This is a genomic window from Streptomyces sp. NPDC055815 (genome assembly GCF_053616475.1).
Map to the genome: position 1 here is coordinate 1 of NZ_JBSHDU010000004.1, position 22,051 is coordinate 22,051.

The following is a 22,051-nucleotide window of genomic DNA, read 5'->3' on the forward strand; positions in this document are numbered from 1 at the left end:
CCCACCGGGCCCCGGCGATCAGCCCGGTGGCGGACGGCCGCCCCCCGGCCTCGGCGCGGGCGGCCCGGACGGCGGCGGCCCCCGCCCCCGCGGCCGAACCGTCCCCCGGCAGCACGACGGCCCCCGGGGGCCACGGGGAGTCCGTGGGGCCCGGAGGCGTGGTCGGCCAGGGGTCGGTCAGCGGGGCGCCGCAGGGCGGCCGGGGCGAGGGGGGCGGCCCGCCGGCCCACGGCGCGTCCGTGGGCTCCGGTTCCCCGGCCCACGGGTCACGCACGCCTCACCTCCGCCAGCGACCACCAGGCCGCCAGACCGAACACGACGGACATCAGGACCGTCGACGGGCCGCCGATGTCCGCGTAGAAGAAGTCGATGAGCTGCCAGGCGAGCAGGCCCGTCGCGACGAGCGCGCAGTCCGCGCCGAGCCGCCGGCGGCGCAGCGCGCCGACCAGCAGCGCCACCCAGCTGCCCGCCAGGGCGAGCAGCCCCACCAGGCCCTGCTCGCTCAGCACGAGGAGGTACATGTTGTGCGGGGACAGCAGCGGCTGGCGCGCGAAGGCCGCCCCGGCCCCGGCGGTGTCGCTGCCGGAGGAGAGCGCGAGGGAGGCGTTCGAGTCGCGGTACTGGGGGAAGCCCTTGAGGCCGACGCCCGTGACCGGCTCCGCCCGCCACATCCGGCCCGCCGCCGCCCACATCGTGTACCGGTCGGTCACCGACTGGTCCGGCGCGGCCGTCACCTGCGTGATGCTGGCGACCCGCTCCTTCACCATCTCCGAACCGATCCCGAGGCCGCCGACGAGGACCACCCCGAGCGCGGCCGCCACCAGCGCCACCCGCGCCGCCCGCCGGATCCCCGCGAGCAGCAGCTGGATCGCGCAGGCGAGGACGGTCGCGATCCACGCGCCCCGGCTGAACGACAGCACCAGCGGCAGGAACAGCAGCCCCGCGCAGACCGTCGCGGCCGTGCGGACCCGCCCGGGACCGCTGCCGAGCGCGATCCCGACGGCGACGACCAGCCCGTACGCCACGACCGTCGCCATGCCCATCACGTCGGTGGCGCCGAAGGTGCCGACCGCCCTGATGTCCTCGCCCTGGTACGAGGCTCCCGTGCCGGTCAGGTACTGGACGACGCCCACCGCGCCCTGCAGCAGCGCGAACGCGACCAGACCCCAGGCGATCACGGCGAAGTCCCGCCGGTCACGGATCATCAGGAGCACGGCCGCCGGCACGAGCACGAAGATCTGCACGTAACGGGCGACGCCCGGCAGGCTCGCCGCCGGGTCGTGCGAGGTGATCGCGGCCAGACAGATCCCGAACACCGGAAGCCCGAGGACGACGGCCGCCGCCCGGGTCAGCGGCCGGGTCCCGCCGCGCAGCACCCGCACCAGACAGATCAGGACCAGCAGCCCGGAGGCCGCGTCCGCGACCGTCCCCGTGCCGCCGGTGCCGCCCTGCGCGCCGCCGCCGCCCGGGACGAGCAGCAGCGCGATCACGGCGAGGACCGGGGACAGCGCCCCGGCCCGGCGGGCCCAGTCCCGTACCTCCGGCGCCGCCGGCACCGTCACGGCCGTGGCCATCCTCAGCTCCCCGTCGGTCGGACGAGCCCGGCCGCCGTGCGCAGCAGGATGCAGACGTCCTGCCAGAGCGACCAGTGGTCGATGTAGTGGTTGTCGAAGCGGCAGCGGTCCTCGATCGAGGTGTCGCCGCGCAGCCCGTGCACCTGCGCCAGACCCGTGAGCCCCACCGGCATCCGGTGCCGCGCCGCGTACCCCGTGTGGATCTTGCTGAACTGGGCGACGAAGTAAGGCCGTTCGGGCCGGGGCCCGACCAGGCTCATGTCCCCCCGCAGCACGTTCCACAGCTGCGGAAGCTCGTCGAGCGAGGACTTCCGCAGGAAGCTGCCGGCCGCGCTCATCCGCCGGTCGCCCGCCACGTTCCAGCGGGTCGCCGACTCCGTCTCGTCGGAGGGGCGCAGCGTACGGAACTTGAGGAGCGTGAAGTGGCGCCCGTGCTGGCCCACCCGCTCCTGCCGGAAGAGCACCCCGGGACCGTCCGAGAGCCGCACCGCGAGCGCGCACAGCAGCAGCACCGGCAGCGCGAGCGCGAGCGCGGGCGCGGCGAGCGCGATGTCGAGGGCGCGCTTCGCGGCCCGGCCGCGCCGCTCGCCCAGCGGGACGACCCGCTGCCAGGCGTACCCCCACATGTGCGCGCCCATCGGCCCGTCCTGCTGCCGGCCGCCGACCCGCCAGGTGGTGCAGCCGTACTGCTGGAAGAGCGACACCAGACCCGGGTCGTCGTCGAGGAACACCGCGTCGCGCACGGCGTTCTGGATGACGGCCCGGTGGATCTCCTCGGTCGTGGTGAGCACCGGAAGCCCGGCCTCCCCGGCGCTCCGGGCACCGCCCTGCTCCGGCACTCCGACGATCCCGACCGGCCGCACCCCGTACTCGGGGTGCTGGGCGGCCGCCGCGGCGAACCGGCGCGCGGCACCGGTCCCGCCGATGACGAGCGCCGAGCGGGGCCGCTCGCGGGCGATCCGGCGCCGCCGCCCGAGCAGCATCGCGCGGACCAGACAGACCAGGGCGACATGAAGGCCGTAGGCGGCGCAGAGCCGCAGCGGGCCGATCGCCAGGGCGGGGGAGTACGCGGCGACCGCGGCCGCCGCCAGACACCAGGCGAAGCCGGCGCGGGAGCCCAGCGCGGGCAGTTCGTCGAGGGCCCGGGTGTGCGCGGCCGGCCGGTAGAGCCCCGCGTGTCCGTCGAGGACGAGGACGACCGCCATCACCGGCAGCAGGAGCCGGACGTCCTGGTGCGCCGCGCTCAGCACCGACGCGGCGGCGAGGACTGCCAGCGCGTCGGCCGTCACGAGCGCCGCCACGCCGGACCGTTGCCGCACGCGCCGGTGGCGCGGCAGCGCGAGCCGGCCGGGCGCCCCGCGGCGCGGCGCGAGGGAGGCGAGGCCGAAGGCCTGGCCCGCCGTGGGCCAGGGGCCCGGCGAGGAGGGAACGCTGGTACTTTCCGTGGTCACTGCGCAATCGGCTCTCTGTGCTCGGCCCCCCGCACCCCGGCCAGCTCGCGGTAGACGTCCGCGACCGCCGCGCCCGTGCGCCGGACATCGAATCTGCTGAGGACGTGCTCATGGGCCTCGCGGCCCAGGCGGTGCCGCAGCTCCGGCCGGCCGAGGAGGCGGCCCAGAGCGGCGGCGAGCGCGGCCGGGTCCTCGGGCGGGACCAGGCACAGGGGTTCATGGGCGGACGGCAGGCTCTCGCGCGCCCCGTCCACATCGGTGACGACGACCGGCCGGCCGGCGGCCATGGCCTCCAGCGGCGCGAGCGCCATGCCCTCCCAGCGGGACGGCAGGACGGCCACGTCGGCGGCCCGGTACCAGGGCACGGTGTCCTCGACGGCCCCGGTGAACCGCACCGAAGGACCCGCGAGGGCCCGCAGCGCCTCCTCGTCCGGGCCGTCGCCGACCAGGACGAGCCGGGCCGTGGGCACCTCGGCGAGGACGGCGGGCCAGGCGGCGAGCAGGACGTCCTGCCCCTTCTGACGGCAGAGCCGGCCCACGCAGACGACGGTGGGCGCCGGGTTGCCGGGCGGACCGCCGGTCGCGAACCGGGCCGTGTCCACACCGTTGTGGACGACGGACCAGTCCGCCGCCACCCCGGCCTCTTCGCCGGTACGGCGCTCGGCCTCGCTCACACAGAGGATCCGGTCCGTCCACCGGGCGCCGAACCGCTCCCAGCGCCGGGCGAGCGCGGCCGTCCTCCCCTCGACGGCCTCGAACGACCAGGCGTGCGGCTGATAGACCGTCGGAATCCGTCCCCGCACGGCGAGTCGGGCGCACAGCCCGGCCTTGGCGCTGTGCGCGTGGACGAGCCCGGGACGGACCGTACGGACCAGCCGCCCGAGGTCCCGCGTCTCGCGGAGGACGGCGGGACCGGGGTCGCGGCCGGCCCGCCAGTCATGGGTCTCGGCGCCCTCGGCGCGGACGGCGGCCGACAGCCAGGTGCCGGGCGGGCAGGCGACCGCGACCCGCAGGCCGGCGGCGCGTTGGGCGCGGACCAGGTCGACGACGACACGGGCGACCCCGCCGTCGCCGGGCTGGACCGCGTGCAGGACGGTGAGGGACCCGAGGTCCGCGGAAAGTGGTGACAGCACGTCAGCGCCGGACGTCCGCCTGGAGGAAGACCGCGCCGAGCCAGACGGTGTCCTTCCGGCTGCCGACCCGGACGTGGACCCGGTCGCCCCCCGCGCGCAGCGCCCCCCGCAGGTCGAACACGTCGGAGTCGTATCCGAGGGTGTTCGTACGATCGGGCCGTCGTACGGTACGTCCGGTGCCGAATTCCGTGATGCTGGAGTTCAGCACGTCGTCCGCGGAATTGGCGGAATCGGAGAGACGGGTGCTCTTCGACCGGCCCGTTTCCACCGTCAGGTAATCCCCGGAAGTGCCGCGGTCGCCGTCATAGGCGATCAACCCGAGGCGCCCGGACACCCCCTTGGGAAAACGGTTTCCGTCGATCGGCACGCGCAGCTCGCCGGCGCGCGGACCGACCGTTTGGAAACCGTCCCAGACACTGATCCTGCGCAGCGGTTCCGAGGCCTTCTCGTACGCGGCGACGAGCGTCCAGCCGCCCCAGCCGCCCACCGCGGAACGGCCCATGGCCACATTGACCTGGGCCACGGTCCACAGCCCCGGGTGCGAGCGGCGGACCAGATCGGTGACGTCGGCGGAGGCCTGGAAGGCGTCGGCGCCGTCGGCCGTGCGATGGCCGATCAGGGAGTCCGCGCGCAGCGCCTTGTACTGCCCGCCGGGCTCGGCGATCAGGACGCGGCCGTTGTCCTTGGGCGGCTTCTGCTCGCCCACCCGCAGGTTCCCGCCCCAGTAGAGACGGGCCCAGGTGACGCGCGCGCCCGCGGGTACGGCGAGCTCGGCGCGGCTGGAGTTGTACGTGTTCGGGTCGCGGTCCACGTCGACGTACCGGATGACGGCGCCGTCGTTGGCCCGCTCGGTGCCCTTCGCGCCCTTCGCTGAGCTGTTGGCGGCGCGCACGATCCCCCCGTGCTGCACGGCCTGGTGGCGCGCGGCGAAGGGGACGCGGCTCGCCTCCCGCGGCTGGGGTGCGGCTGCGGAGGCGCCGGGCAGCGCGGCGGACAGGGCCGCACACGACACGGCGCACAACACGCCGCGACGCACAGCAAGAAGCGCTGAATTCCGCATACAGGTTCTCCGCTTTGATGAGAGAAGGGAGGGAAGACCCGAGTAGGCCGGGGGAGAAGAAGGTGTCGTCCGCACGAAATGGGTGAACGCGCGGCGGGCCCGGAAGCAACGTTCGGGAACGTTATAACCCCGATGCGGGGCGATAGTAAGCATTAGATGCCCGGAAACGCTAACTCCCGTATCCGCGCGGCCGGTTCCTCGTTGAGCGTGTTGCGCCATTCCACGCCCAGTCCCTCGAATGGCCCTCCTATGGCCCAAAGATCGGTTGAACGTCACCCGTTCGGGAGAGCAACCGATGAAAAGCCGGGGCGTTGTTGAGGGAGCCGGGCCGAACAGTCCGCGCAGTACGAGTCCGATGAATTCGATCGAGGAGCGCCTCCCCATGTCCCGTATCGCCAAGGCCGTTGTCCTGACCGCGGGTGCCGCCGCCGCCGTCGCCGGTGCCGCCGGTGCCGCCTCCGCCGACGCCGGCGCCGAGGCTGCGGCCGTGAAGTCCCCCGGTGTCATCTCCGGCAACGTCGTCCAGGTTCCGGTCCACGTGCCGATCAACCTCTGCGGCAACACCGTCAGCGTCATCGGCGCGCTGAACCCGACCTTCGGCAACACCTGCATCAACGCCTGATCTCGCACGCCTGATCGGTCCTTCCGAAGCCGGTGCGCCCACCCCGCCGGGGTGGGCGCACCGGCTTTTCCCTTGCCGCCACTGGTTCGGTCCTCGTTCGGACGCACCCTCGTGCGCCGTTCGGTGCAACGGCGTACGCCCCTCAGGGGGGCAGGCCGCGGGGGTGGATTCACTCGAACGGAGGCGTGGCGCTCCGTAGTTCTGCGGTTGCGGAGGGCTATACCCGCAGGCACGGTGGGAGAGAAGTTGTCCGACGCATAAGGAAAAGGAACATATATGCGTCCCCTGGCTACACGCCGCCTCACCGCCCTGGCGATATCCGCCGCCATCACCCTCGGCACGGCGGGAACCGCCTTCGCCGGCGAACACCACCCGTCCACCGCGGCCGAACGGGCCGCCCACGCACCCCTTCCCGACGCCGCCGCCCTCCTGGCCCAGGCCGAGGCGCTCGGCGACCTCGGTTCGGTGACCACCCCGGTGACCGAACTCGTCACGGCAGCGCTCAAGGCCGACTCCGGCCAGCTGTCCGCCGCCGACGCCGAATCCCTCAAGAGCAAGATCGCCGCGGCGGTCGAGGAGGCCAAGGGCACGGTCCCGGCCCCGCTCCCGGACACCCCGGCGACCCCGCCGGCGGCCGACCTCCCCGTGACCCCGCCCGCGGCCGACCTCCCGGTCACGCCCCCGGCCGCGGACCTCCCGGTGAAACCGCCGGCCGCGGACACGCCGGTGAAACCGCCGGCCGCGGACACCCCGGTGAAACCGCCCGCGGCCGAGCTGCCGGTCACCCCGCCCGCGGCCGACCTGCCGGTGAAACCGCCCGCCGCCGAGCTCCCCGTCACGCCCCCGGCCGCGGACCTTCCCGTGAAACCGCCCGCCACCCTGCCCGTCGCGGCCGGTGCGGCGGCCGCCGCGGCCGCGCCCGCGGACATCGTGTCCGACGCGCTCGCGAGCATCGAGAAGGCCGTCGCCGGACTGCTCGCCGCCGTCACCTCCGGGGACGCCGGCGGAGTCGTACCGCAGATCACCTCGACCCTGACCTCGCTGGTCAACCTGGCGGTCGCCACGGTGCTCGGCAGCGGGCTGCCCGCACCGGACCTGCCCGGTCTGCCCAAGCTCCCGGCACTCCCGGTCACCGCGCCCGAGCTGCCCGTCGACCCGCCGGTCGCCGCGCCCGAGCTGCCGCTCAAGCCGTCGCTGCCGCTCCGGTAGCACCCGCACGTCTGTGCCGGTCCGGCGTCCGCCGGACCGGCACAGACGTGTGCGATCGGCAAATCACACCGGTCCGCATCGATCGGGTGCAGTACCGAGAAATCCTTCCTCCCGGAGTTTCCGGCGCGCTCACTCCTCGTTACAGAAGCAGAACGATGTACAGGATTCGGCCAAGAACCCTGTACAGAACGTGACTTGAAAGCACAGAGGAAGGATTCACCATGAAGCCCACCAAGGTCGCCGCGGTCGTCGCCGGTTCGCTCATGGCCCTGGGTGCCGCCGCGCCCGCCATGGCCCAGGAGGCGCTGACCCCCACCAGCCTGAACGGTGGCCTCGAAGCGATCGCCGCCAACGGGCTGAAGAGCGACATGCTGAGCAGCACCACGGACGGCTCCCCGGTCCAGACCGTCACCAAGGCGGCGGAGCAGCTGAACACCGCCACCAAGGGCGCCCCGCTGCTCGGTGGCCTCCCGGTCCCCGGCGGTCTGGCCGGCTGACGTCACATCAGTACCACCGCCCCCACGGGCATTTACGGCGGTCTCCGTGCCGCTGTTCCTCACGGTCGGCTGATCGAATGATTTTCTGATCAGCTGCCGTGTGGCCCCGGTGGCACGCCGGGCGCCGACCCATACCCTCTGGCCGATCCCTCGTGAACTTCGGTGTGGATCAGGCCGGTCGGAGCGAGGGGGGATCCTCGCCGGTCTCTCCCTTTATCCAGAGGAAGAGCGGTATGCGGTCCATCATCAGCAGGAAAGTACTCACCGCGGCGGCAGCGACCGGCATCCTGTCGCTGAGCGGCGGATTCGCCCTGGCCGCGAACGCCCACGCCGGTTCGGGCGACGGGCCCGGCCCGGGCGCGGTCGGCCATGTGCAGGCCCCCCTCCCGGCCGACGTGTGCGGCAAGAGCATGGAACTCGGCGGTTTCGTCGCGGAAGCCGTCGGCGACCTCTGCGAGCAGGCGGAGGAACCCGGCGGCTACGGCGAGGAGCCGGGCCCCACGCACCCGTCCCACACCCCGCCGACGCACACGACCCCGCCGACGCACACGACGCCGCCCACGCACACGACGCCGCCCACGCACACGACCCCGCCCACGCACACGACCCCGCCCACGCACACCACGCCGCCGACACACACGACGCCTCCCACGCACACGACGCCTCCCACGCACACCACCCCTCCCACCCACACCACGCCGCCGACCCACACCACACCCCCCACGCACACCAAGCCGCCCACCCACCCGGGCCCCGGCGACTGCGACGAGGACTCGGGTTACGGGTGCGAGGGCCCCACGACGCCGCCGACGCACACGACGCCTCCCACCCACACCACCCCGCCGACCCACACCACCCCGCCCACCCACCCGGGCCCCGGTGACTGTGACGAGGACTCGGGGTACGGGTGCGAGTGGCCCACGGATCACCCTTCGTCGCCCGGACACCCCAGCCACCCCGGGCACCCGCAGCTCCCCGAGACCGGTAGCGAGCCCATGCTCATGGGCGCCGCCGCCATCAGCGCCGCCCTGATCATCGGCGGCACCGTCGTCTACCTCCGCGGCGGACGCATCGCCCGCCGGCACTGATCCCGCGGTCGAGCACCACGTCAACCAGGGCCCTCGCCTTCACCGGTGAGGGCCCTGCGCGTTGCTGCACATGGGTTCGTCCCGCGACGTTTCGGCCAAGGGGCTCGTTCTCCTCGTATGACTCTGCGTTCTCACGCGGGCATGGGACTCCTCATGACCGCATTCGCCTCCGCCGCCCTGGCCTCCCCCGCCGCCGCCGTCGAGGCCCCGGTGATCGTCCCGCTCCAGGGCCTCGAGCCGGTCCTGCCGATGGACGCGCCGACGGTGGCGACCGGCGTTCCCGTACCGATGCCCGGCGCGCCCACCGGCTTCCAGAAGGGCCTCGGCGCGCTCCCGGACCTCGCCCTGCCCAGCGTCCCGCTGACCGGCACCCTGCCGGAGACCGTCGTCGACGCGCCGCTGCCCGAGCTCCTCAAGGGCAGCGAGCCCGGCCACGCCCTGCTGAGCAGCCCGCACCGGGAGATGAAGGCGGCCACCCCGGGCGCCGTCGTCGGCAACCCGCTGGAGGCCCCCCGCGGCAACGGCCTCGAGGCCATTCCCGACCTGGCGGAACCTCAGGTCGGTCTGCTCACCCCGGTGCTCAGCGGCGCCCTCGACCCCCAGCTGGGTCTGGCGCCGGACGCGGGCTGACACGAGCCGCGTCCCCGTTCATTCGTACGACCGTTGACCGGGCGGGTGAAGACACGATTCTTCCCCGCCACCCCAAGGGATGTCGGTCGTTGCAAGAGAAGGCTTGTCGCATGGCCGCGGCCCGCGGGCCGAAGCCGTTCCGTCGTATCCGGCGGCGGACGGCATTCGGGTCGCGGGCCAATTTTCGGTTTTCCTTCCTCTCGTTCGGCCCAATGACCGTGACCCGGGACGGGGATCGGCGTTGAACGGAAGTGACGGCCGTGATTCCTGCGGTCGCTTTCCACGTCCAAGGAGTTCTTGATGTCTCGCATCGCGAAGGCTGCCGCTGTTCTCGCCGGCACGGGTGCCGTTGCCCTCAGCGGAGCCGGCCTGGCCGTCGCCGACTCGGGCGCCGAGGCCGTCGCCGCCCACTCTCCCGGTGTCGCCTCCGGCAATGTCGTCCAGGTTCCGGTCCACGTGCCGGTCAACCTCTGCGGCAACACCGTCAACGTCATCGGGCTGCTGAACCCGGCGTTCGGCAACACCTGCATCAACGCCGACGGTGGCCACGGCCACGACGACGGCGGTTACGGCGGCTGATCCCCCGCTTCACACGGATGTCCCCCCGGCCGTCGGCCGGGGGGACATCCGTGTGTGGGGCTCAGGCGTACCGGTAGATCCGGCTGTGGTCGAACATCGACGCCGGGGTCACGCCCCAGGGCGCCATCGGCTCGTGCCGGGCGGCGACCTTGCGGTACTGCGAGTCGCCCAGGGGCGGTGGTTCCGCCGGCAGATAGCCGGCGCCGGGGTTGCGCTGCTGCCAGCGCGACCAGACCAGGTCGACGAAGGAGTGGTGCAGCCAGAAGACCGGGTCGTTCACGGAGCCGCCGCCGAGCATCAGACCGCCGACCCAGCGGTGCACCCGGTTGTGCAGCCGGAACCGCTCGTTGCCCTGGCCCGGCGCCCAGCCCTCCAGGGCGTTGCGGAAGCCGGTCGAACTCGTCGAGTTCCAGGGAGCGGCGTCGTACACCCGCTCGCGCATCACCGCGTCCAGCTGGGCCGGGGTGGGGAGCGTGATCGGGTCGCGGGGGCGGCCGAAGTCCCTGGTCAGATAGCGGACGTCGGTCATCGACTGGGTGATCGTCCACCGTCCGGTGGCGTGCGCGAAGGGGCCCGTCATCACCTGGAGGTCGGCCCGGCGGCCGTTGCCGCCCATGAAGTCCTCGCGCCAGATCGAGGACGCCGGGGAGTTGTCCCGGGTCCAGTCCCAGTACGGGACGGAGACCGTCGGGTCGATCCGGCGCAGGGCCGTCTCGAACTCCAGCAGGAACTTGCGGTGCCAGGGCAGGAAGCTCGGGGTCATGTGGGCGATCCGGAGCCGGCCGCCCCCGTCGGCCGTGTAGTGGTCGATGTGGGTGCGGACGAAGCGGTCGTACTCGCCGGTGCGCTTGAGCTCCAGGACGGCGGCGACGAACGTGCGGCGCTCGGCGCCGGTCAGATCGCGCTGGTTCTTACGCGTGTACACCACGCGGGCTCCCTCCCGTCGGGTCGGTGGGGACGCCGTGGGCGCCCGCGAGCGGGGAGAGCCGGGCCGTGCCCAGCTCGTCCACGGCCGTGCGGGTGGCCGCCAGGGGCGTCGGACAGGACTCGTAGTGGTCGATCGGGGTGACCCAGCCGCCGTCGGCGCAGCGCATCAGATGCAGCGGACGGCCGTCGACGAGGGCGGTCGGCTCGCCGCCGGGGCCGGAGAAGCCCAGGAGGCGACGGCCCCGGTACATCTCGTCGAAGGCGTGCGGATCGCGGGCACCCCCCGATGCGGGTCGGGCCGATTCCGGTCGGCTCGCGACACGGCCGAGCGCACCGCCGGTGAAGGCGGTGACGGCCAGGGCGAACAGGGACCGCAGTGCGACGCGGCGCGGGACGATCATCAGTGATCTCCTGGTGGTCGGCTTATGCCCTCAGGGCACAACGATGAAAACCCGGGTTCGTTGCGGCGGATATGCCAGCGGCGTGAATGTCGGCCGTTCGAGTGAATTCGGCGCGGGGAAAGGGTGGTTGGAGCACTAGCATCCGTATTCATGACCACTTCCAACGTCGTTTCCTCGGCGCGCAGCGCCTCTCCGCTGGGAACTCTCACGGTGATTCCGTGGTCCAGCGAGCCCTCCGCCGAATCGGCGGGAACGCCGTTCCTGATGGCGTATTCGCTCGGCGACGGCCGGGACGGTCCCGAGGCCGGCCGGCAGGCGATGCGGGCGGCCCTGGAGTCGATGGGCCTCTCGGTCGGCGACCGGCTCTTCGACCTGGAGAAGGACGCGGGGATCAAGGCCTCGCTGCTCGTCGAGGCCGGTTCGGCCGTGCTCACGCTGCCCTTCCTGAAGGTGCAGTGCCCGGTGCCGGACGAGTGGCAGGCGGCCGCCCGCGAGCAGGGCAAGGTCTACTTCCTCTGCTCCGTGCGGCCCTGGGCCGAGGGCGTGCCCGGGGAGCCCGTCGAGGAGGAGAAGCTGAAGGCCTTCGTCTCGGACGAGGAGATGCTCGCCGACAGCGCCCACGTCCTGCTGCCGGTCCGCCGCATCCAGGGCTGACCGGGAAGGGGTCCGCGTCATGGCGACGGCGAACGTACGGGGCGGGGTGCCGGGGCAGCGGCAGGAGGAGGCCGAGCCCGAGACCGGTGGGCCGATCGGCGCGAGCCGGGCCCTCGGCTGGCTGCTGCTCGTCACCGGCGCGGCGGGCGTGCTCGCCGGCTGGGTGATCACGATCGACAAGTTCCTGCTCCTGGAGGACCCCGGATTCCAGCCCGGGTGCAGCCTGAACCCGGTCGTGTCCTGCGGCAACATCATGAAGAGCGAGCAGGCGGCGGTGTTCGGCTTCCCGAACCCGATGCTCGGACTCGTCACGTACGCCGTCGTCGTCGCCGTGGGTGCCGGGCTGCTCGCCGGGGCCCGCTACCGGGGTTGGTTCTGGCTCGGGCTCAACGCCGGGATGCTCTTCGGGGTCGGCTTCTGCACCTGGCTGATGTACCAGTCGCTGTACGAGATCAACTCGCTCTGCCTGTGGTGCTGCCTGGCTTGGGTCGCGACCATCGTCATGTTCTGGTACGTCACCGCGCACAACGTCCGGGAGCGGGTGCTGCCCGCCCCGGCGGGGCTGCGGACCTTCCTCGGCGAGTTCACCTTCGCCCTGCCCGTCCTGCACATCGGGATCATCGGGATGCTGATCCTGACCCGCTGGTGGGACTTCTGGACGAGCTGACGTGCGTCACCTCCCCTTCTGGTTCACCTGGCCGCGGGCCGCACTGACCGTGCTGCTCGCGGCCGTCGTCGTCCTGCTGTTCGTGCTGATGTCCGGGCGGACCGGGACGCGGACCGTGCCCGAGGCGGCGCCGGAGCCGCTGACGGGCGTCCCCTCGGGCTTCTTCACCGGCTCCGACGAGGCCGGGGTGCGGCGGATCGCCGAGGTGCAGGAGTGGCTCGGCGGCGGTTCGCTGACGGTCGGTCACACCTATCTGCCGGGCGACCGCTGGTCCAACATCGAGGGGCATCCGGCGCTCTTCGGGCCCTGGGCGCGCTGGAAGGCGGAGCGGCCGGGCCGTCTCTTCGTGCTGAACGTGCCGCTGCTCGACCGGAACGAGGCCGGGCTGCCGGACACGGAGGTGCGGGCCGGGCTGCGGCAGGGCGCCGGCGGTGCGTACGACGGGCACTTCAGGACCCTGGGGGAGCGGCTCGTCGAGCACGGGCTCGGCGACGCGGTCCTGGTGCTCGGCTGGGAGATGAACGGCACCACGTACAGCCATCGCTGCGGCCCGGACCCGACGGCCTGGAGGGCGTACTGGCGGCGGGTGGTGGGGGTGCTGCGGGAGGTGCCGGGGCAGCGGTTCCGCTTCGACTTCACGCCGAGCCGGGGTCTCGACGCGATTCCCTGGCCGCACTGCTACCCGGGCGACGACGTCGTCGACATCATCGGGATGGACGCCTACGACCAGCCGGCCGGGCTCTCCTTCGAGGAGCAGGTGGACGAGGAGTACGGGCTCGCGCACCATGTGCGGTTCGCGGCGGCGCACGGCAAGCCCGTCTCGTACCCGGAGTGGGGGCTCTTCAGGAACGGGGACAACCCGGCGTACGTACGGGGGATGCTGGACTGGTTCGCGGCGCACCGGCCCGTCTACCAGACCGTCACGGACTACTGCCCGCACGGGGTGTGGGAGTGCGCCGACAATCCGGAGTCGGCGCGGCTGGTCAGGGGTGCGCTGGGGGCGTCAGGCCGACGGTGAGGGCGTCAGGCCGGTCTTGAGGGTGTCGACCGTGCGGTTCAGGAGGGCGATCAGGTCGTCGGTGCGGCCGTGCTCGGCCCAGTACAGGGTCGCCTCGCGGAGCGCGCCGAGGGCGGCCGCCGTGAAGATCCGTACCTCCAGGTCGTCGGCGTCCCGGCCGGTGCGGTCGGCGATCGCGCGGGCCAGCCGGCGGCCCGTGGTGGCGGTGGTCTCGGTGAGCCGGGCGCGGACGGCGGGGATCTCCGCCATGAGCCGGGCGCGCAGCCGGGTCTCCTCGGGCTCCTCGTCGAGGGCGGCCCGGACGGCTTCGAGGACGACGGCCCGGAGCGATTCGAGCGGTTCCTCGGCGGCGGGCCGGGCGCGCAGCCGGGCTTCGAGGAGCTCGTCGTTCTCGTCGGTGAGGAGGATGTCCTCCCGGACCGGGAAGTAGCGGACGACGGTGGAGGGGGAGACCTCGGCGGCCGCGGCGATGCGATCGGTGGTGGTCGCGTCCCAGCCGTGCTCGGCGGCGAGCCGGTAGGTGGCCTTCCGGATCGCCGCGCGGGTCTTCGCCTTCTTGCGTTCGCGGAGGCTGGGGCGTTCGTTCATGACCTTCATCGTCCCAGGTCACGCGTGCTGGTACGCCACCAGGGAGATGCCGACGTAGTGGACGATGAAGGCCGCGAGGGTCAGCGAGTGGAAGACCTCGTGGAAGCCGAACCAGCGCGGGGAGGGGTTCGGTCGCTTGATGCCGTAGATGACGCCGCCCGCGCTGTAGAGCAGTCCGCCGACGATCACCAGGACGAGGACGGCGATGCCGCCGGCGCGCATGAAGTCGGGCAGGAAGAAGACGGCGGCCCAGCCCATCGCGATGTAGCAGGGCGTGTACAGCCAGCGAGGGGCGCCGACCCAGAAGACGCGGAAGGCGATGCCGGCGGCGGCCGCGGCCCAGACCGCCCACATGAGCGGCTTCGCGGTGGAGTCGGGGAGGAGCAGCAGGGTGAGCGGGGTGTAGGTGCCCGCGATGATCAGGAAGATGTTGGCGTGGTCGAGGCGCCGGAGCACGGCCTCGCCGCGCGGGCCCCAGTTGCCGCGGTGGTAGAGCGCGCTGATGCCGAAGAGCAGGCAGGCGGTGAGGACGTAGATCCCGCAGGCGATGCGCGCGCGGGGCGAGTCGGAGAGCGCGACGAGGGTGAGGCCCGCGACGATCACGGCGGGGAACATGCCCGCGTGCAGCCATCCTCTGAGCCGGGGCTTCGTCGGGAGCGACGCGGTGCGCTCGATCGGGGTCACTTCCGGCGTGGCTGCAGTCATGAGACGGAATCCTAGCTACGGCTCCGTAGGTACCGGATATGAGTGGCGATGCTCACGTGTGCACCCCCCTGGACATATGGGCGAATCCGTCGGATGATCAAATGAGTGCGGTCGGCACCGGATGAGCAGCTACGACGCATCCGGGTCGCAGCCCCCACGGGGCATACAGCGGAATACACCCCTCAACAAGGAGCAATCGTGGCGCGCGACAACGCGGCTCCCCTTCCCACCCAGCACCAGGAGCTCGTCTCCTGGGTGAACGAGATCGCCGAGATCACCCAGCCCGACAACATCGTCTGGTGCGACGGCTCCGAGGCCGAGTACGAGCGCCTGTGCGAGGAGCTCGTCGCCAAGGGGACCTTCAAGAAGCTCGACCCGGTCAAGCGCCCGAACTCGTACTACGCCGCCTCCGACCCGTCCGACGTCGCGCGCGTCGAGGACCGGACCTTCATCTGCTCCGAGAAGGAGGAGGACGCGGGCCCGACCAACCACTGGAAGGCCCCGGCGGAGATGAAGGACATCTTCGCGGGCGAGAAGGGCATATTCCGCGGCTCCATGCGCGGCCGCACCATGTACGTCGTGCCCTTCTGCATGGGCCCGGTCGGCTCCCCGCTCTCCGCCATCGGCGTCGAGATCACCGACTCCGCGTACGTCGCCGTCTCCATGCGCACCATGACCCGCATGGGACAGGCCGTCCTCGACGAACTCGGCACCGACGGCTTCTTCGTCAAGGCCGTCCACACCCTCGGCGCTCCGCTCGCCGAGGGCGAGGCCGACGTGCCGTGGCCCTGCAACTCCACCAAGTACATCTCGCACTTCCCGGAGACCCGAGAGATCTGGTCGTACGGCTCGGGCTACGGCGGCAACGCCCTGCTCGGCAAGAAGTGCTACGCGCTCCGCATCGCCTCCGTCATGGCCCGTGACGAGGGCTGGCTCGCCGAGCACATGCTGATCCTCAAGCTCACGCCGCCGCAGGGCGAGGCCAAGTACGTCGCCGCCGCCTTCCCGTCGGCCTGCGGCAAGACCAACCTCGCGATGCTGGAGCCCACGATCTCCGGCTGGACCGTCGAGACCATCGGCGACGACATCGCCTGGATGCGCTTCGGCGAGGACGGCCGCCTCTACGCGATCAACCCCGAGGCCGGCTTCTTCGGCGTCGCTCCCGGCACCGGCGAGCACACCAACGCCAACGCCATGAAGACCATGTGGGGCAACTCCGTCTTCACGAACGTCGCGCTCACCGACGACGGCGACGTGTGGTGGGAGGGCATGACCGAAGAGGCGCCCCAGCACCTCATCGACTGGAAGGGCAACGACTGGACGCCGGAGTCCGAGACGCCGGCCGCCCACCCGAACGCCCGCTTCACCGTCCCGGCCGGGCAGTGCCCGATCATCGCGCCGGAGTGGGAGGACCCGAAGGGCGTGCCGATCTCGGCGATCCTCTTCGGCGGCCGCCGCGCCTCCGCCGTCCCGCTGGTCACCGAGTCCTTCGACTGGCAGCACGGTGTCTTCCTCGGCGCGAACGTCGCCTCCGAGAAGACCGCCGCCGCCGAGGGCAAGGTCGGCGAGCTTCGCCGCGACCCCTTCGCCATGCTGCCGTTCTGCGGCTACAACATGGGCGACTACATGGCCCACTGGATCAAGGTCGGTCAGAACGCGGACGCCGCGAAGCTCCCGAAGATCTACTACGTGAACTGGTTCCGCAAGAACGACGCCGGCAAGTTCGTCTGGCCCGGCTTCGGCGAGAACAGCCGCGTCCTGAAGTGGATCGTCGAGCGCCTCGACGGCAAGGCCGAGGGCGTCGAGACCCCGATCGGCATCCTGCCGACCGCCGAGTCCCTCGACACCGACGGCCTGGACCTGCCGGCCGAGGACCTGGAGTTCCTCCTCAAGGTCGACCGTGACGTGTGGCGCGAAGAGGCCGCCCTCGTCCCGGACCACCTGAACACCTTCGGCGACCACACGCCGAAGGAACTGTGGGACGAGTACAACGCGCTCGTGGAGCGCCTCGGCTAGTCCCTCTCGAACTCGTGGTGGGCTGCCCCGAAACACCGCCCTGACCAGTGGGGTCACGACGGTCCATCACGACGCAACCGGCCCCCGGAGCCCCCTCAGGCTCCGGGGGCCGGCGCATGTCCTGACCTCAGTTGCCCCGCTCCTCCACATAGCGGGTGTGGACCTCCTGGCGGATCGCCTCCGCGTCCCGCAGGGCGGCCGCGATCGCCGTCATCTCCTCGTGCAGCGCGGCCAGCTGGCGTTCGAGGTGGCTCTCCGGGGGCTCGGCGCCCGGCGTGAACCGCGACCACCACCGCGTCCGTACGAAGGTGTCGACGGCCTCCGGGACGTCCTGGCGGACCGCGCGGGCCAGCACGTGGAGGTGCTCAGGATCGCTCACCCAGCCCGGTTCGAGGAGGGCCTCGACCAGGGTCTCGAGCGCGGTCACCTTCTCCCGGGTGTCCGGCGGCAGCTCCACCTCGGTGAGGTACGCGCGAAGGGTCGCGAAGTCGTCCCGCAGCGCGTCGAGTTGCTCGTCCGCGCTCGGGAAGTGCGGGGTGTCGGGGCGCTCCGGCGGCGCGATCAGCGCCCCCGCCGCGTACAGACCGCCGACGACCAGCGGCCACAGGCCGCCCGCCGCGCCGGTGAGGGTGATCCCGACGCCGGCCAGACCGCAGACGCTGCCGGTCAGGTTCTTGCGGGACTCGACGTACCCGAGCAGGCGGCTACTGGTACCCACGGATCTCCTCGAAGGCGCCGTCGAGCGAACCCTGGTGGGCGTCGAAGAGCTTTCCGCCGGTCAGGCTCGCGATGTGGTCGAGCTCGCCCCGGTCGGAGTCCCCGAAGAGGATCGGGAAGACCGGGGTGCGCTGCTGTTCGGCCGGGAGGGAGCGGTAGAAGCTGTCGAAGGCGGACGCCGGATCGCCGTCGGTGTTCTCCCCGTCCGTCATCAGGACGACCGAGGTGAAGGTGTCGCCCGGCGCCATACCGTTTCGGGGCTGCCCGAGGAACTTGTACGCCTCCTGGAGGCTGGAGTAGATCGCCGTGCCGCCGGAGGCCGAGAGCTTCCCCGCGTCGTCGCGGATCGCGTCGAGCGCCGCCTTCGGGGAGGCCGGGTCGACCGTGTGCGTACGGACCTCGTTCTGCTTCACCGCGGAGCCGAAGGGCATCAGGGTGACCTCCTCCCGGTCCCGGAAGTCACCGGTCAGCTCGACGAGCGCCGACTTCAGCCGGTCGAGCCGCTCGCCGCGCATGGAGCCCGAGGTGTCCAGCACGTACACCGTGCGGGAGGGCCTGCGCAGCGTGTTGTCGTACGCGTCGAGCAGATCGTCGGCGACCGCCCGGCTGCCCGGGAACGGCAGCTCGCGGCGCGCGTCACGGGCGAGCGCCGGAGCCGGGCGGACCCCGGCGACCACCGGGCGGCGCAGGGTCGTCTCCGTGATCCTCCGCTGGGCGTCCGGGGTGCGCAGCCAGGTGGTGAGCCGGTTCGCCGCCTCCTTCGCCTCGGGCCGGGCCGCGGTGAGCAGGGTCAGCGGGTAGTCGGCGGTCACGACACCGTCGGACGGCCGGATCACGGTCAGCTTCTCGGGCGCGGACAGCAGCACGGACTCGTAGTTCACCAGCGCGTCGACGTCGGTGCGGCGGGCGTAGGCGGTGGCGAGCCAGCCCGAGGAGCCCGAGGTCAGCTTCTGGCCGGTGAAGAACTCCTTGAGCTTCGGGGTGGCCTTGGTGACGTCCTGCTCGGTGAGGGCCGACTGCGCGCCGGACAGGCCGGAGGCGACCGAGACGAGCGCGGAGAAACCCGAGTTGGAGCGCTTCGGGTCCGTCATGCCGTACGTCAGCTTCCAGTCGGCGACCGCCCGGTGCAGCTGCGACCAGGTCACCTTCGCCGGGTCCCAGCCGAGCCGGGCGACGGCCGCGGGCCGCACGCCGAGCGCCACCGGCGAGGTCATGATCGGCGTCTCGTTGGTGATCTTCTTCGCGGTGTCGGGACGGAGCCGGAGGTAGTCGTTGGACGAGAGCCAGACCGCGTCGTACGCCTTGTCGGCCTCGCCGGAGGCGATGCGCTGGACGGCGTCCAGAGTGCCGGCGTACGTGGGCCGGACGGTGATGCCGGTCGCCTTGCCGGCCTCGTCGAGGACCGGGGCCATGTCGGCCAGCTCGGAGGAGGCGAGGACCCGCAGGGTGCCGGCCTTGAACTCCGTGTTCTGCGCCTCGGGGCGGTCGTCGCCGCCGCCGGAGCAGGCGGTGGCGAGGAGCGCGAGCGCGAGGGCCGCGATCGTACGGGTGGGGACGCGGGTTCTCATGCGGGGCCGCCCTCCAGGGAGCCGGTGCGGTGGCTGCGCTCCAAGTGGGCGCTCGCCTCCTGGAGTTCGGCCGACAGCGACGCGACCGTCGCCGCCATCGACTCCGTCGCCCGCACCTTGTACGTGTCGATCGCGTCGAGCGTCCGGTAGATCTGCTGGAAGGCGGTACGGAGCGTCTCCGCGCCCACCGCGGGGTCCGCCGCCAGGGCCTGGATGTCCCCGGCCTGCCGCTCCAGCATCTCCGCGTTGCCCCGGACGATGTCCTCGGTCGTCGAGCGCAGCGCGATCACCTGCTCGGTGACCTTCCGCTGGTTCTCCAGCGCGGAGGCGAGCATCACCGCGATCCGCAGCGCCGACAGGGTCGTCGTCGCCGCCCGGTCCACGCCCTTGATCAGCTCGTCGTTGTTCCGGCGGACCACGTCCATCGCCAGATAGCCCTGGGCGCAGACGGCGAGCTGGGTCAGCAGGTCCTGGTGCTTCTGCCGGACCGGGAAGAGGACGTCGGCGCGGAGCGCGTCCGCCTGCGCCGGGTCGGCGGTGAGCGCGATGCGCTCCTCGACGGCCGCGTCGAGGGCGTCGGTGAGCACCGCGTACTCCTGGAGCTTGCCCATGGTCTCCCACAGCCGGGCCCGCTCGGTCTGCAACGCGGCGTTGTCGCGGCTCAGTTCGTCCTGGCCACTGCGCAGCGAGCCGACGATCCGGTTCAGAGTGGCCTGCGAGGAGGCGTACTTGGCGACATGGTCGCGCAGCTTGTTCCCGCCGGGCAGCTTCGAGAGGAGGCCCTTGAAGCCCTTGGCGGGGGTGTCCCGGGGGTCCAGGTCCTCGACCGTGCGCCGCAGTTCGACGAGGGAGGAGCCGACCCGGGTCTGCGCGTCGCCGCCGCCCGCGCCCTCGCCGAGGGAGCGGATCGTGCGGTCGAGCATCCGGTTCGACTGCTGGGCGGCGGTGCGGATCTCGCCCGCGCCGAGCGCCGCGATCTCGTTGATGCGGCCGGTGAACTCGGGGGAGCGCGGGTCGAGTCCGGACAGCGAGCCGACGTACTCGACGGCCCGGCGGGACATCTCGGTGCGGACCGACTCGTCCAGCGGCACCAGGCCGGAGGCCTGCTCGGCGCGGACGGCGGGCACGGGCTCGGGCGGGGTCAGGACGAGCGGGGCGTCCTGCCCGGGCGGTGTCAGGGCCATCGTCCTTCTCGGATCCTCGGGCGTGGTCATGCGGTGTCCCCCTGGTCGCGGGCCCGCAGCGCCATCTCGTGCAGCACCTTGCTGGTGGGCACGGGCGCCTGGCGGACTCCGGTCAGCGTCTGGTTGAGGTAGGCGGTGTGGCCGCCGGTCGCGGCGGTGAACTCGCTCGCCGCGCCCTGCGGCCGGAAGCCGTGGCGGACCGCGAGCTTGCGCAACTCGGGGTCGGTGGCGAGGAGTTCACCGAGCGCGCGGCCCGTCTCGGTGAGCGGTACGAGGGTGTGGTCGCTGTTGACGGTGGTGTCCGGGTAGAGGACGACGAGGTCGCCCATGGGGCGCCCGGCGAGCAGCTGGGCGGCGACCTGCGACTCGTACACGAGGACGAGCGGGTTGCCGACGCCGCTGACGAAGTCCCGGAACGGCGCGTCCGAGCCGGACTGCTGGGCGCCCTGCACCTGCACCAGCTTGCGCATGAGCGGGGCCGTGCGGTCGACGGCGGCCTTGTTCCCGGCGACCCGCCCGCCGTCGGCGACATAGCTCGCGGCGGCGAGGTAGAGGGCGCCGGAGTTGGAGGCGACCGGGTCGGTGGAGGTGATGAAGAGGGTGCCGCTCAGTTCGGCGTGCCCGTCGGAGCCCTTGAGCTGCTGCCAGGTCCGGTCGGCGCGGGCCGCCGCGAGGTAGGCGTCCATCTTCAGGGTGCCGCTCGTCCCGCGCGGGCCGAGGGTCGCCAGGCCGTTGCCGGCGAGGACCTGTGCGGCGGCGCTGTGCGCGACGACGACCAGCGGCGAGTAGAAGGGCCGCAGCGGCGCGGAGGCCGCCTTGTCCTTCGTCTTCCGCTGCGCCTTGGCGCGGATCTCGTCGGCCGGGCCCTTGGAGGACGGGAAGGCGAAGTCGTAGCCGTCGAGCGGCAGTTCCTCCATGTCCCAGGACCCGGAGGTCTCGGTGGCCACGGTGAAGCCCTTGGCGGACAAGGCCTTCACCACCTGTGGATCGGCGAAGAACTCGGCCTTCTCCGATCCGATGACTCCTCGCACGGTCTTCGTTGCCGTGCCTGTGTCCTTGTCGCCGCCCGTCACGAGGACGGCGGCCACGCCGCCGAGGAGCAGGACGGCCAGGACGATTCCCAGGATGCGTCTCACGCGGGCAGCGTGCTCGCGGAAACCCACATTCCAGGGCGAGTTGGGTGTACGGGGGGTGAAGGAGCGATCCCGGTACCGAACCGGAGCGCGGGCTGCCGTATCCCGGCTGTTCGGGGTTCCTTCGGGTGCCGGATTGGTGGGCGCCCGGGCCGCGCGGTTCGTGCCGCGCGGCCCGGGGCCGTCAGGGGGCGGCGACCAGGGTGGGGTCCCCGGCCAGCGCCGCGGTGTGCGCGTCCATGCGCCCGGCGGCGAGGATCGCGGCGGCCGTGTCGGCCCGGGAGGCGGCGACGACCAGGGCGCGGCCCGCGAGGGCGTGCGCCTTGCGGTGCAGGTCCTGCGCGGGCGATCCGCTCAGTCCCGCGTGCCGCGCGGGCGGTGCGCCGCGCAGCCGCGCCACCTGCCGGGCGATGAGCTCGCCGGCCTCCGTGTCGCCCAGCTCGTCGGTGACGGCGAGCAGGGCGGCGAGGTGTCCTGCGAGCTGGATGTCCAGCTCCTCCTCGCGGGAGCGGTGGGGGTACGCGCCCTGGGCGTCGTCGGCCATCCGGTGGACCGACTTGGTGCGGATCGGTTCGTACATGGGGATGGCCTCCTGAGGTGCTCTGGAGCCATCCTAGCTTAGATTCGGTC

The 22,051-nt window shown here is 72.5% G+C and carries 23 protein-coding genes and 1 pseudogene; 10 read left to right on the forward strand and 14 right to left on the reverse strand.

The window, feature by feature from the left end; all coding sequences use genetic code 11:
- The 5 genes and pseudogenes from ACWGN5_RS04260 to ACWGN5_RS04280 all read right to left on the reverse strand — a co-directional run.
- Positions 1–274 (reverse strand): annotated as a pseudogene (locus ACWGN5_RS04260) (hypothetical protein); the annotation flags it as partial.
- Complete coding sequence (locus ACWGN5_RS04265) at positions 267–1,574, reverse strand: O-antigen ligase family protein (RefSeq protein ID WP_453511163.1); 1,308 nt, start codon at positions 1,572–1,574, stop codon at positions 267–269. The gene ACWGN5_RS04265 and the pseudogene ACWGN5_RS04260, both read right to left, overlap by 8 nt.
- A gap of 2 nt (positions 1,575–1,576) precedes the next feature.
- The gene (locus ACWGN5_RS04270) at positions 1,577–3,025 is read right to left on the reverse strand and encodes a sugar transferase (RefSeq protein WP_453511165.1); all 1,449 of its coding nucleotides are present in this window, start codon (positions 3,023–3,025) and stop codon (positions 1,577–1,579) included.
- The gene (locus tag ACWGN5_RS04275) at positions 3,022–4,158 is read right to left on the reverse strand and encodes a glycosyltransferase (RefSeq protein WP_453511167.1); all 1,137 of its coding nucleotides are present in this window, start codon (positions 4,156–4,158) and stop codon (positions 3,022–3,024) included. Before ACWGN5_RS04275 ends, ACWGN5_RS04270 begins: the two co-directional genes overlap by 4 nt.
- A gap of 1 nt (position 4,159) precedes the next feature.
- Positions 4,160–5,218 carry a DUF3344 domain-containing protein gene (locus tag ACWGN5_RS04280; protein WP_453511169.1) on the reverse strand — a complete coding sequence of 353 codons (1,059 nt, stop codon included), beginning with the start codon at positions 5,216–5,218 and terminating at the stop codon, positions 4,160–4,162.
- A gap of 382 nt (positions 5,219–5,600) precedes the next feature.
- Between ACWGN5_RS04280 and ACWGN5_RS04285 the strand changes: the two genes are divergently transcribed.
- The 6 genes from ACWGN5_RS04285 (at position 5,601) to ACWGN5_RS04310 (ending at position 9,843) form a co-directional block, all read left to right on the forward strand.
- Positions 5,601–5,840 (forward strand): chaplin, encoded by a 240-nt coding sequence (locus tag ACWGN5_RS04285; protein WP_453511170.1) that lies wholly within the window; start codon positions 5,601–5,603, stop codon positions 5,838–5,840.
- Between the two features lie 276 nt (positions 5,841–6,116).
- A complete protein-coding gene (locus ACWGN5_RS04290) occupies positions 6,117–7,049 on the forward strand; it encodes a hypothetical protein (protein WP_453511171.1) in 933 nt (310 codons plus the stop codon).
- Between the two features lie 221 nt (positions 7,050–7,270).
- Positions 7,271–7,546, forward strand: coding sequence for a hypothetical protein (locus ACWGN5_RS04295; RefSeq protein WP_453511172.1), 276 nt, complete (start codon positions 7,271–7,273; stop codon positions 7,544–7,546).
- Positions 7,547–7,779: 233 nt separating this feature from the next.
- Complete coding sequence (locus ACWGN5_RS04300; RefSeq protein ID WP_453511174.1) at positions 7,780–8,634, forward strand: hypothetical protein; 855 nt, start codon at positions 7,780–7,782, stop codon at positions 8,632–8,634.
- A gap of 153 nt (positions 8,635–8,787) precedes the next feature.
- The gene (locus ACWGN5_RS04305) at positions 8,788–9,264 is read left to right on the forward strand and encodes a hypothetical protein (protein WP_453511175.1); all 477 of its coding nucleotides are present in this window, start codon (positions 8,788–8,790) and stop codon (positions 9,262–9,264) included.
- 300 nt (positions 9,265–9,564) lie between these two features.
- On the forward strand, positions 9,565–9,843 hold the full coding sequence (locus ACWGN5_RS04310) for a chaplin (protein WP_453511177.1): 279 nt from the start codon (positions 9,565–9,567) through the stop codon (positions 9,841–9,843).
- Positions 9,844–9,904: 61 nt separating this feature from the next.
- Here ACWGN5_RS04310 and ACWGN5_RS04315 read toward each other — a convergent pair whose 3' ends face one another.
- Positions 9,905–10,771, reverse strand: coding sequence for a tyrosinase family protein (locus ACWGN5_RS04315; RefSeq protein WP_453511178.1), 867 nt, complete (start codon positions 10,769–10,771; stop codon positions 9,905–9,907).
- On the reverse strand, positions 10,755–11,171 hold the full coding sequence (locus ACWGN5_RS04320) for a tyrosinase family oxidase copper chaperone (RefSeq protein ID WP_453511179.1): 417 nt from the start codon (positions 11,169–11,171) through the stop codon (positions 10,755–10,757). The genes ACWGN5_RS04315 and ACWGN5_RS04320 overlap by 17 nt, the downstream gene beginning before the upstream one ends.
- A 150-nt stretch (positions 11,172–11,321) precedes the next feature.
- Between ACWGN5_RS04320 and ACWGN5_RS04325 the strand changes: the two genes are divergently transcribed.
- From ACWGN5_RS04325 to ACWGN5_RS04335, 3 genes are all read left to right on the forward strand, one after another.
- Positions 11,322–11,825, forward strand: a complete 504-nt coding sequence (locus ACWGN5_RS04325) for a DUF5949 family protein (protein ID WP_453511181.1) — start codon at positions 11,322–11,324, stop codon at positions 11,823–11,825.
- Between the two features lie 19 nt (positions 11,826–11,844).
- Positions 11,845–12,492, forward strand: coding sequence for a vitamin K epoxide reductase family protein (locus ACWGN5_RS04330; protein WP_453511183.1), 648 nt, complete (start codon positions 11,845–11,847; stop codon positions 12,490–12,492).
- 88 nt (positions 12,493–12,580) lie between these two features.
- Positions 12,581–13,510, forward strand: coding sequence for a glycoside hydrolase family 26 protein (locus ACWGN5_RS04335; protein WP_453511468.1), 930 nt, complete (start codon positions 12,581–12,583; stop codon positions 13,508–13,510).
- Here ACWGN5_RS04335 and ACWGN5_RS04340 read toward each other — a convergent pair.
- Both ACWGN5_RS04340 and trhA read right to left on the reverse strand, forming a co-directional pair.
- Positions 13,496–14,098, reverse strand: coding sequence for a TetR/AcrR family transcriptional regulator (locus ACWGN5_RS04340; protein ID WP_453511184.1), 603 nt, complete (start codon positions 14,096–14,098; stop codon positions 13,496–13,498). The two genes, ACWGN5_RS04335 and ACWGN5_RS04340, sit on opposite strands and share 15 nt — an antisense overlap.
- A gap of 18 nt (positions 14,099–14,116) precedes the next feature.
- Positions 14,117–14,803: a PAQR family membrane homeostasis protein TrhA gene (trhA, locus tag ACWGN5_RS04345; RefSeq protein ID WP_453511186.1), complete on the reverse strand. Its 687-nt coding sequence runs from the start codon at positions 14,801–14,803 to the stop codon at positions 14,117–14,119.
- 198 nt (positions 14,804–15,001) lie between these two features.
- Between trhA and ACWGN5_RS04350 the strand changes: the two genes are divergently transcribed.
- Positions 15,002–16,819, forward strand: coding sequence for a phosphoenolpyruvate carboxykinase (GTP) (locus ACWGN5_RS04350; protein WP_453511188.1), 1,818 nt, complete (start codon positions 15,002–15,004; stop codon positions 16,817–16,819).
- 127 nt (positions 16,820–16,946) lie between these two features.
- On the opposite strand, the gene ACWGN5_RS04355 is transcribed toward ACWGN5_RS04350, so the two are convergent.
- From ACWGN5_RS04355 to ACWGN5_RS04375, 5 genes are all read right to left on the reverse strand, one after another.
- A complete protein-coding gene (locus ACWGN5_RS04355) occupies positions 16,947–17,537 on the reverse strand; it encodes a hypothetical protein (RefSeq protein ID WP_453511190.1) in 591 nt (196 codons plus the stop codon).
- A complete protein-coding gene (locus ACWGN5_RS04360; RefSeq protein WP_453511192.1) occupies positions 17,524–19,104 on the reverse strand; it encodes a substrate-binding and vWA domain-containing protein in 1,581 nt (526 codons plus the stop codon). The genes ACWGN5_RS04355 and ACWGN5_RS04360 overlap by 14 nt, the downstream gene beginning before the upstream one ends.
- Positions 19,101–20,318, reverse strand: a complete 1,218-nt coding sequence (locus ACWGN5_RS04365) for a toxic anion resistance protein (RefSeq protein ID WP_453511194.1) — start codon at positions 20,316–20,318, stop codon at positions 19,101–19,103. The genes ACWGN5_RS04360 and ACWGN5_RS04365 overlap by 4 nt, the downstream gene beginning before the upstream one ends.
- Entirely contained in the window at positions 20,315–21,451 is a 1,137-nt protein-coding gene (locus ACWGN5_RS04370) for a hypothetical protein (protein ID WP_453511196.1), read from the reverse strand. The genes ACWGN5_RS04365 and ACWGN5_RS04370 overlap by 4 nt, the downstream gene beginning before the upstream one ends.
- Before the next feature lie 154 nt (positions 21,452–21,605).
- Positions 21,606–22,001 carry an SCO4983 family protein gene (locus ACWGN5_RS04375; RefSeq protein WP_453511197.1) on the reverse strand — a complete coding sequence of 132 codons (396 nt, stop codon included), beginning with the start codon at positions 21,999–22,001 and terminating at the stop codon, positions 21,606–21,608.
- Positions 22,002–22,051: the final 50 nt, after the last annotated feature.

Bases quoted from the DNA above. Each gene is read 5' to 3' on its own strand.
- ACWGN5_RS04265 (WP_453511163.1), bottom strand. From the start codon at position 1,574: ATGGCCACGGCCGTGACGGTGCCGGCGGCGCCGGAGGTACGGGACTGG.
- ACWGN5_RS04280 (WP_453511169.1), bottom strand. From the start codon at position 5,218: ATGCGGAATTCAGCGCTTCTTGCTGTGCGTCGCGGCGTGTTGTGCGCC.
- ACWGN5_RS04285 (WP_453511170.1), top strand. From the start codon at position 5,601: ATGTCCCGTATCGCCAAGGCCGTTGTCCTGACCGCGGGTGCCGCCGCC.
- ACWGN5_RS04290 (WP_453511171.1), top strand. From the start codon at position 6,117: ATGCGTCCCCTGGCTACACGCCGCCTCACCGCCCTGGCGATATCCGCC.
- ACWGN5_RS04295 (WP_453511172.1), top strand. From the start codon at position 7,271: ATGAAGCCCACCAAGGTCGCCGCGGTCGTCGCCGGTTCGCTCATGGCC.
- ACWGN5_RS04300 (WP_453511174.1), top strand. From the start codon at position 7,780: ATGCGGTCCATCATCAGCAGGAAAGTACTCACCGCGGCGGCAGCGACC.
- ACWGN5_RS04305 (WP_453511175.1), top strand. From the start codon at position 8,788: ATGACCGCATTCGCCTCCGCCGCCCTGGCCTCCCCCGCCGCCGCCGTC.
- ACWGN5_RS04310 (WP_453511177.1), top strand. From the start codon at position 9,565: ATGTCTCGCATCGCGAAGGCTGCCGCTGTTCTCGCCGGCACGGGTGCC.
- ACWGN5_RS04320 (WP_453511179.1), bottom strand. From the start codon at position 11,171: ATGATCGTCCCGCGCCGCGTCGCACTGCGGTCCCTGTTCGCCCTGGCC.
- ACWGN5_RS04325 (WP_453511181.1), top strand. From the start codon at position 11,322: ATGACCACTTCCAACGTCGTTTCCTCGGCGCGCAGCGCCTCTCCGCTG.
- ACWGN5_RS04330 (WP_453511183.1), top strand. From the start codon at position 11,845: ATGGCGACGGCGAACGTACGGGGCGGGGTGCCGGGGCAGCGGCAGGAG.
- ACWGN5_RS04335 (WP_453511468.1), top strand. From the start codon at position 12,581: ATGTCCGGGCGGACCGGGACGCGGACCGTGCCCGAGGCGGCGCCGGAG.
- ACWGN5_RS04340 (WP_453511184.1), bottom strand. From the start codon at position 14,098: ATGAACGAACGCCCCAGCCTCCGCGAACGCAAGAAGGCGAAGACCCGC.
- trhA (WP_453511186.1), bottom strand. From the start codon at position 14,803: ATGACTGCAGCCACGCCGGAAGTGACCCCGATCGAGCGCACCGCGTCG.
- ACWGN5_RS04360 (WP_453511192.1), bottom strand. From the start codon at position 19,104: ATGAGAACCCGCGTCCCCACCCGTACGATCGCGGCCCTCGCGCTCGCG.
- ACWGN5_RS04365 (WP_453511194.1), bottom strand. From the start codon at position 20,318: ATGACCACGCCCGAGGATCCGAGAAGGACGATGGCCCTGACACCGCCC.
- ACWGN5_RS04375 (WP_453511197.1), bottom strand. From the start codon at position 22,001: ATGTACGAACCGATCCGCACCAAGTCGGTCCACCGGATGGCCGACGAC.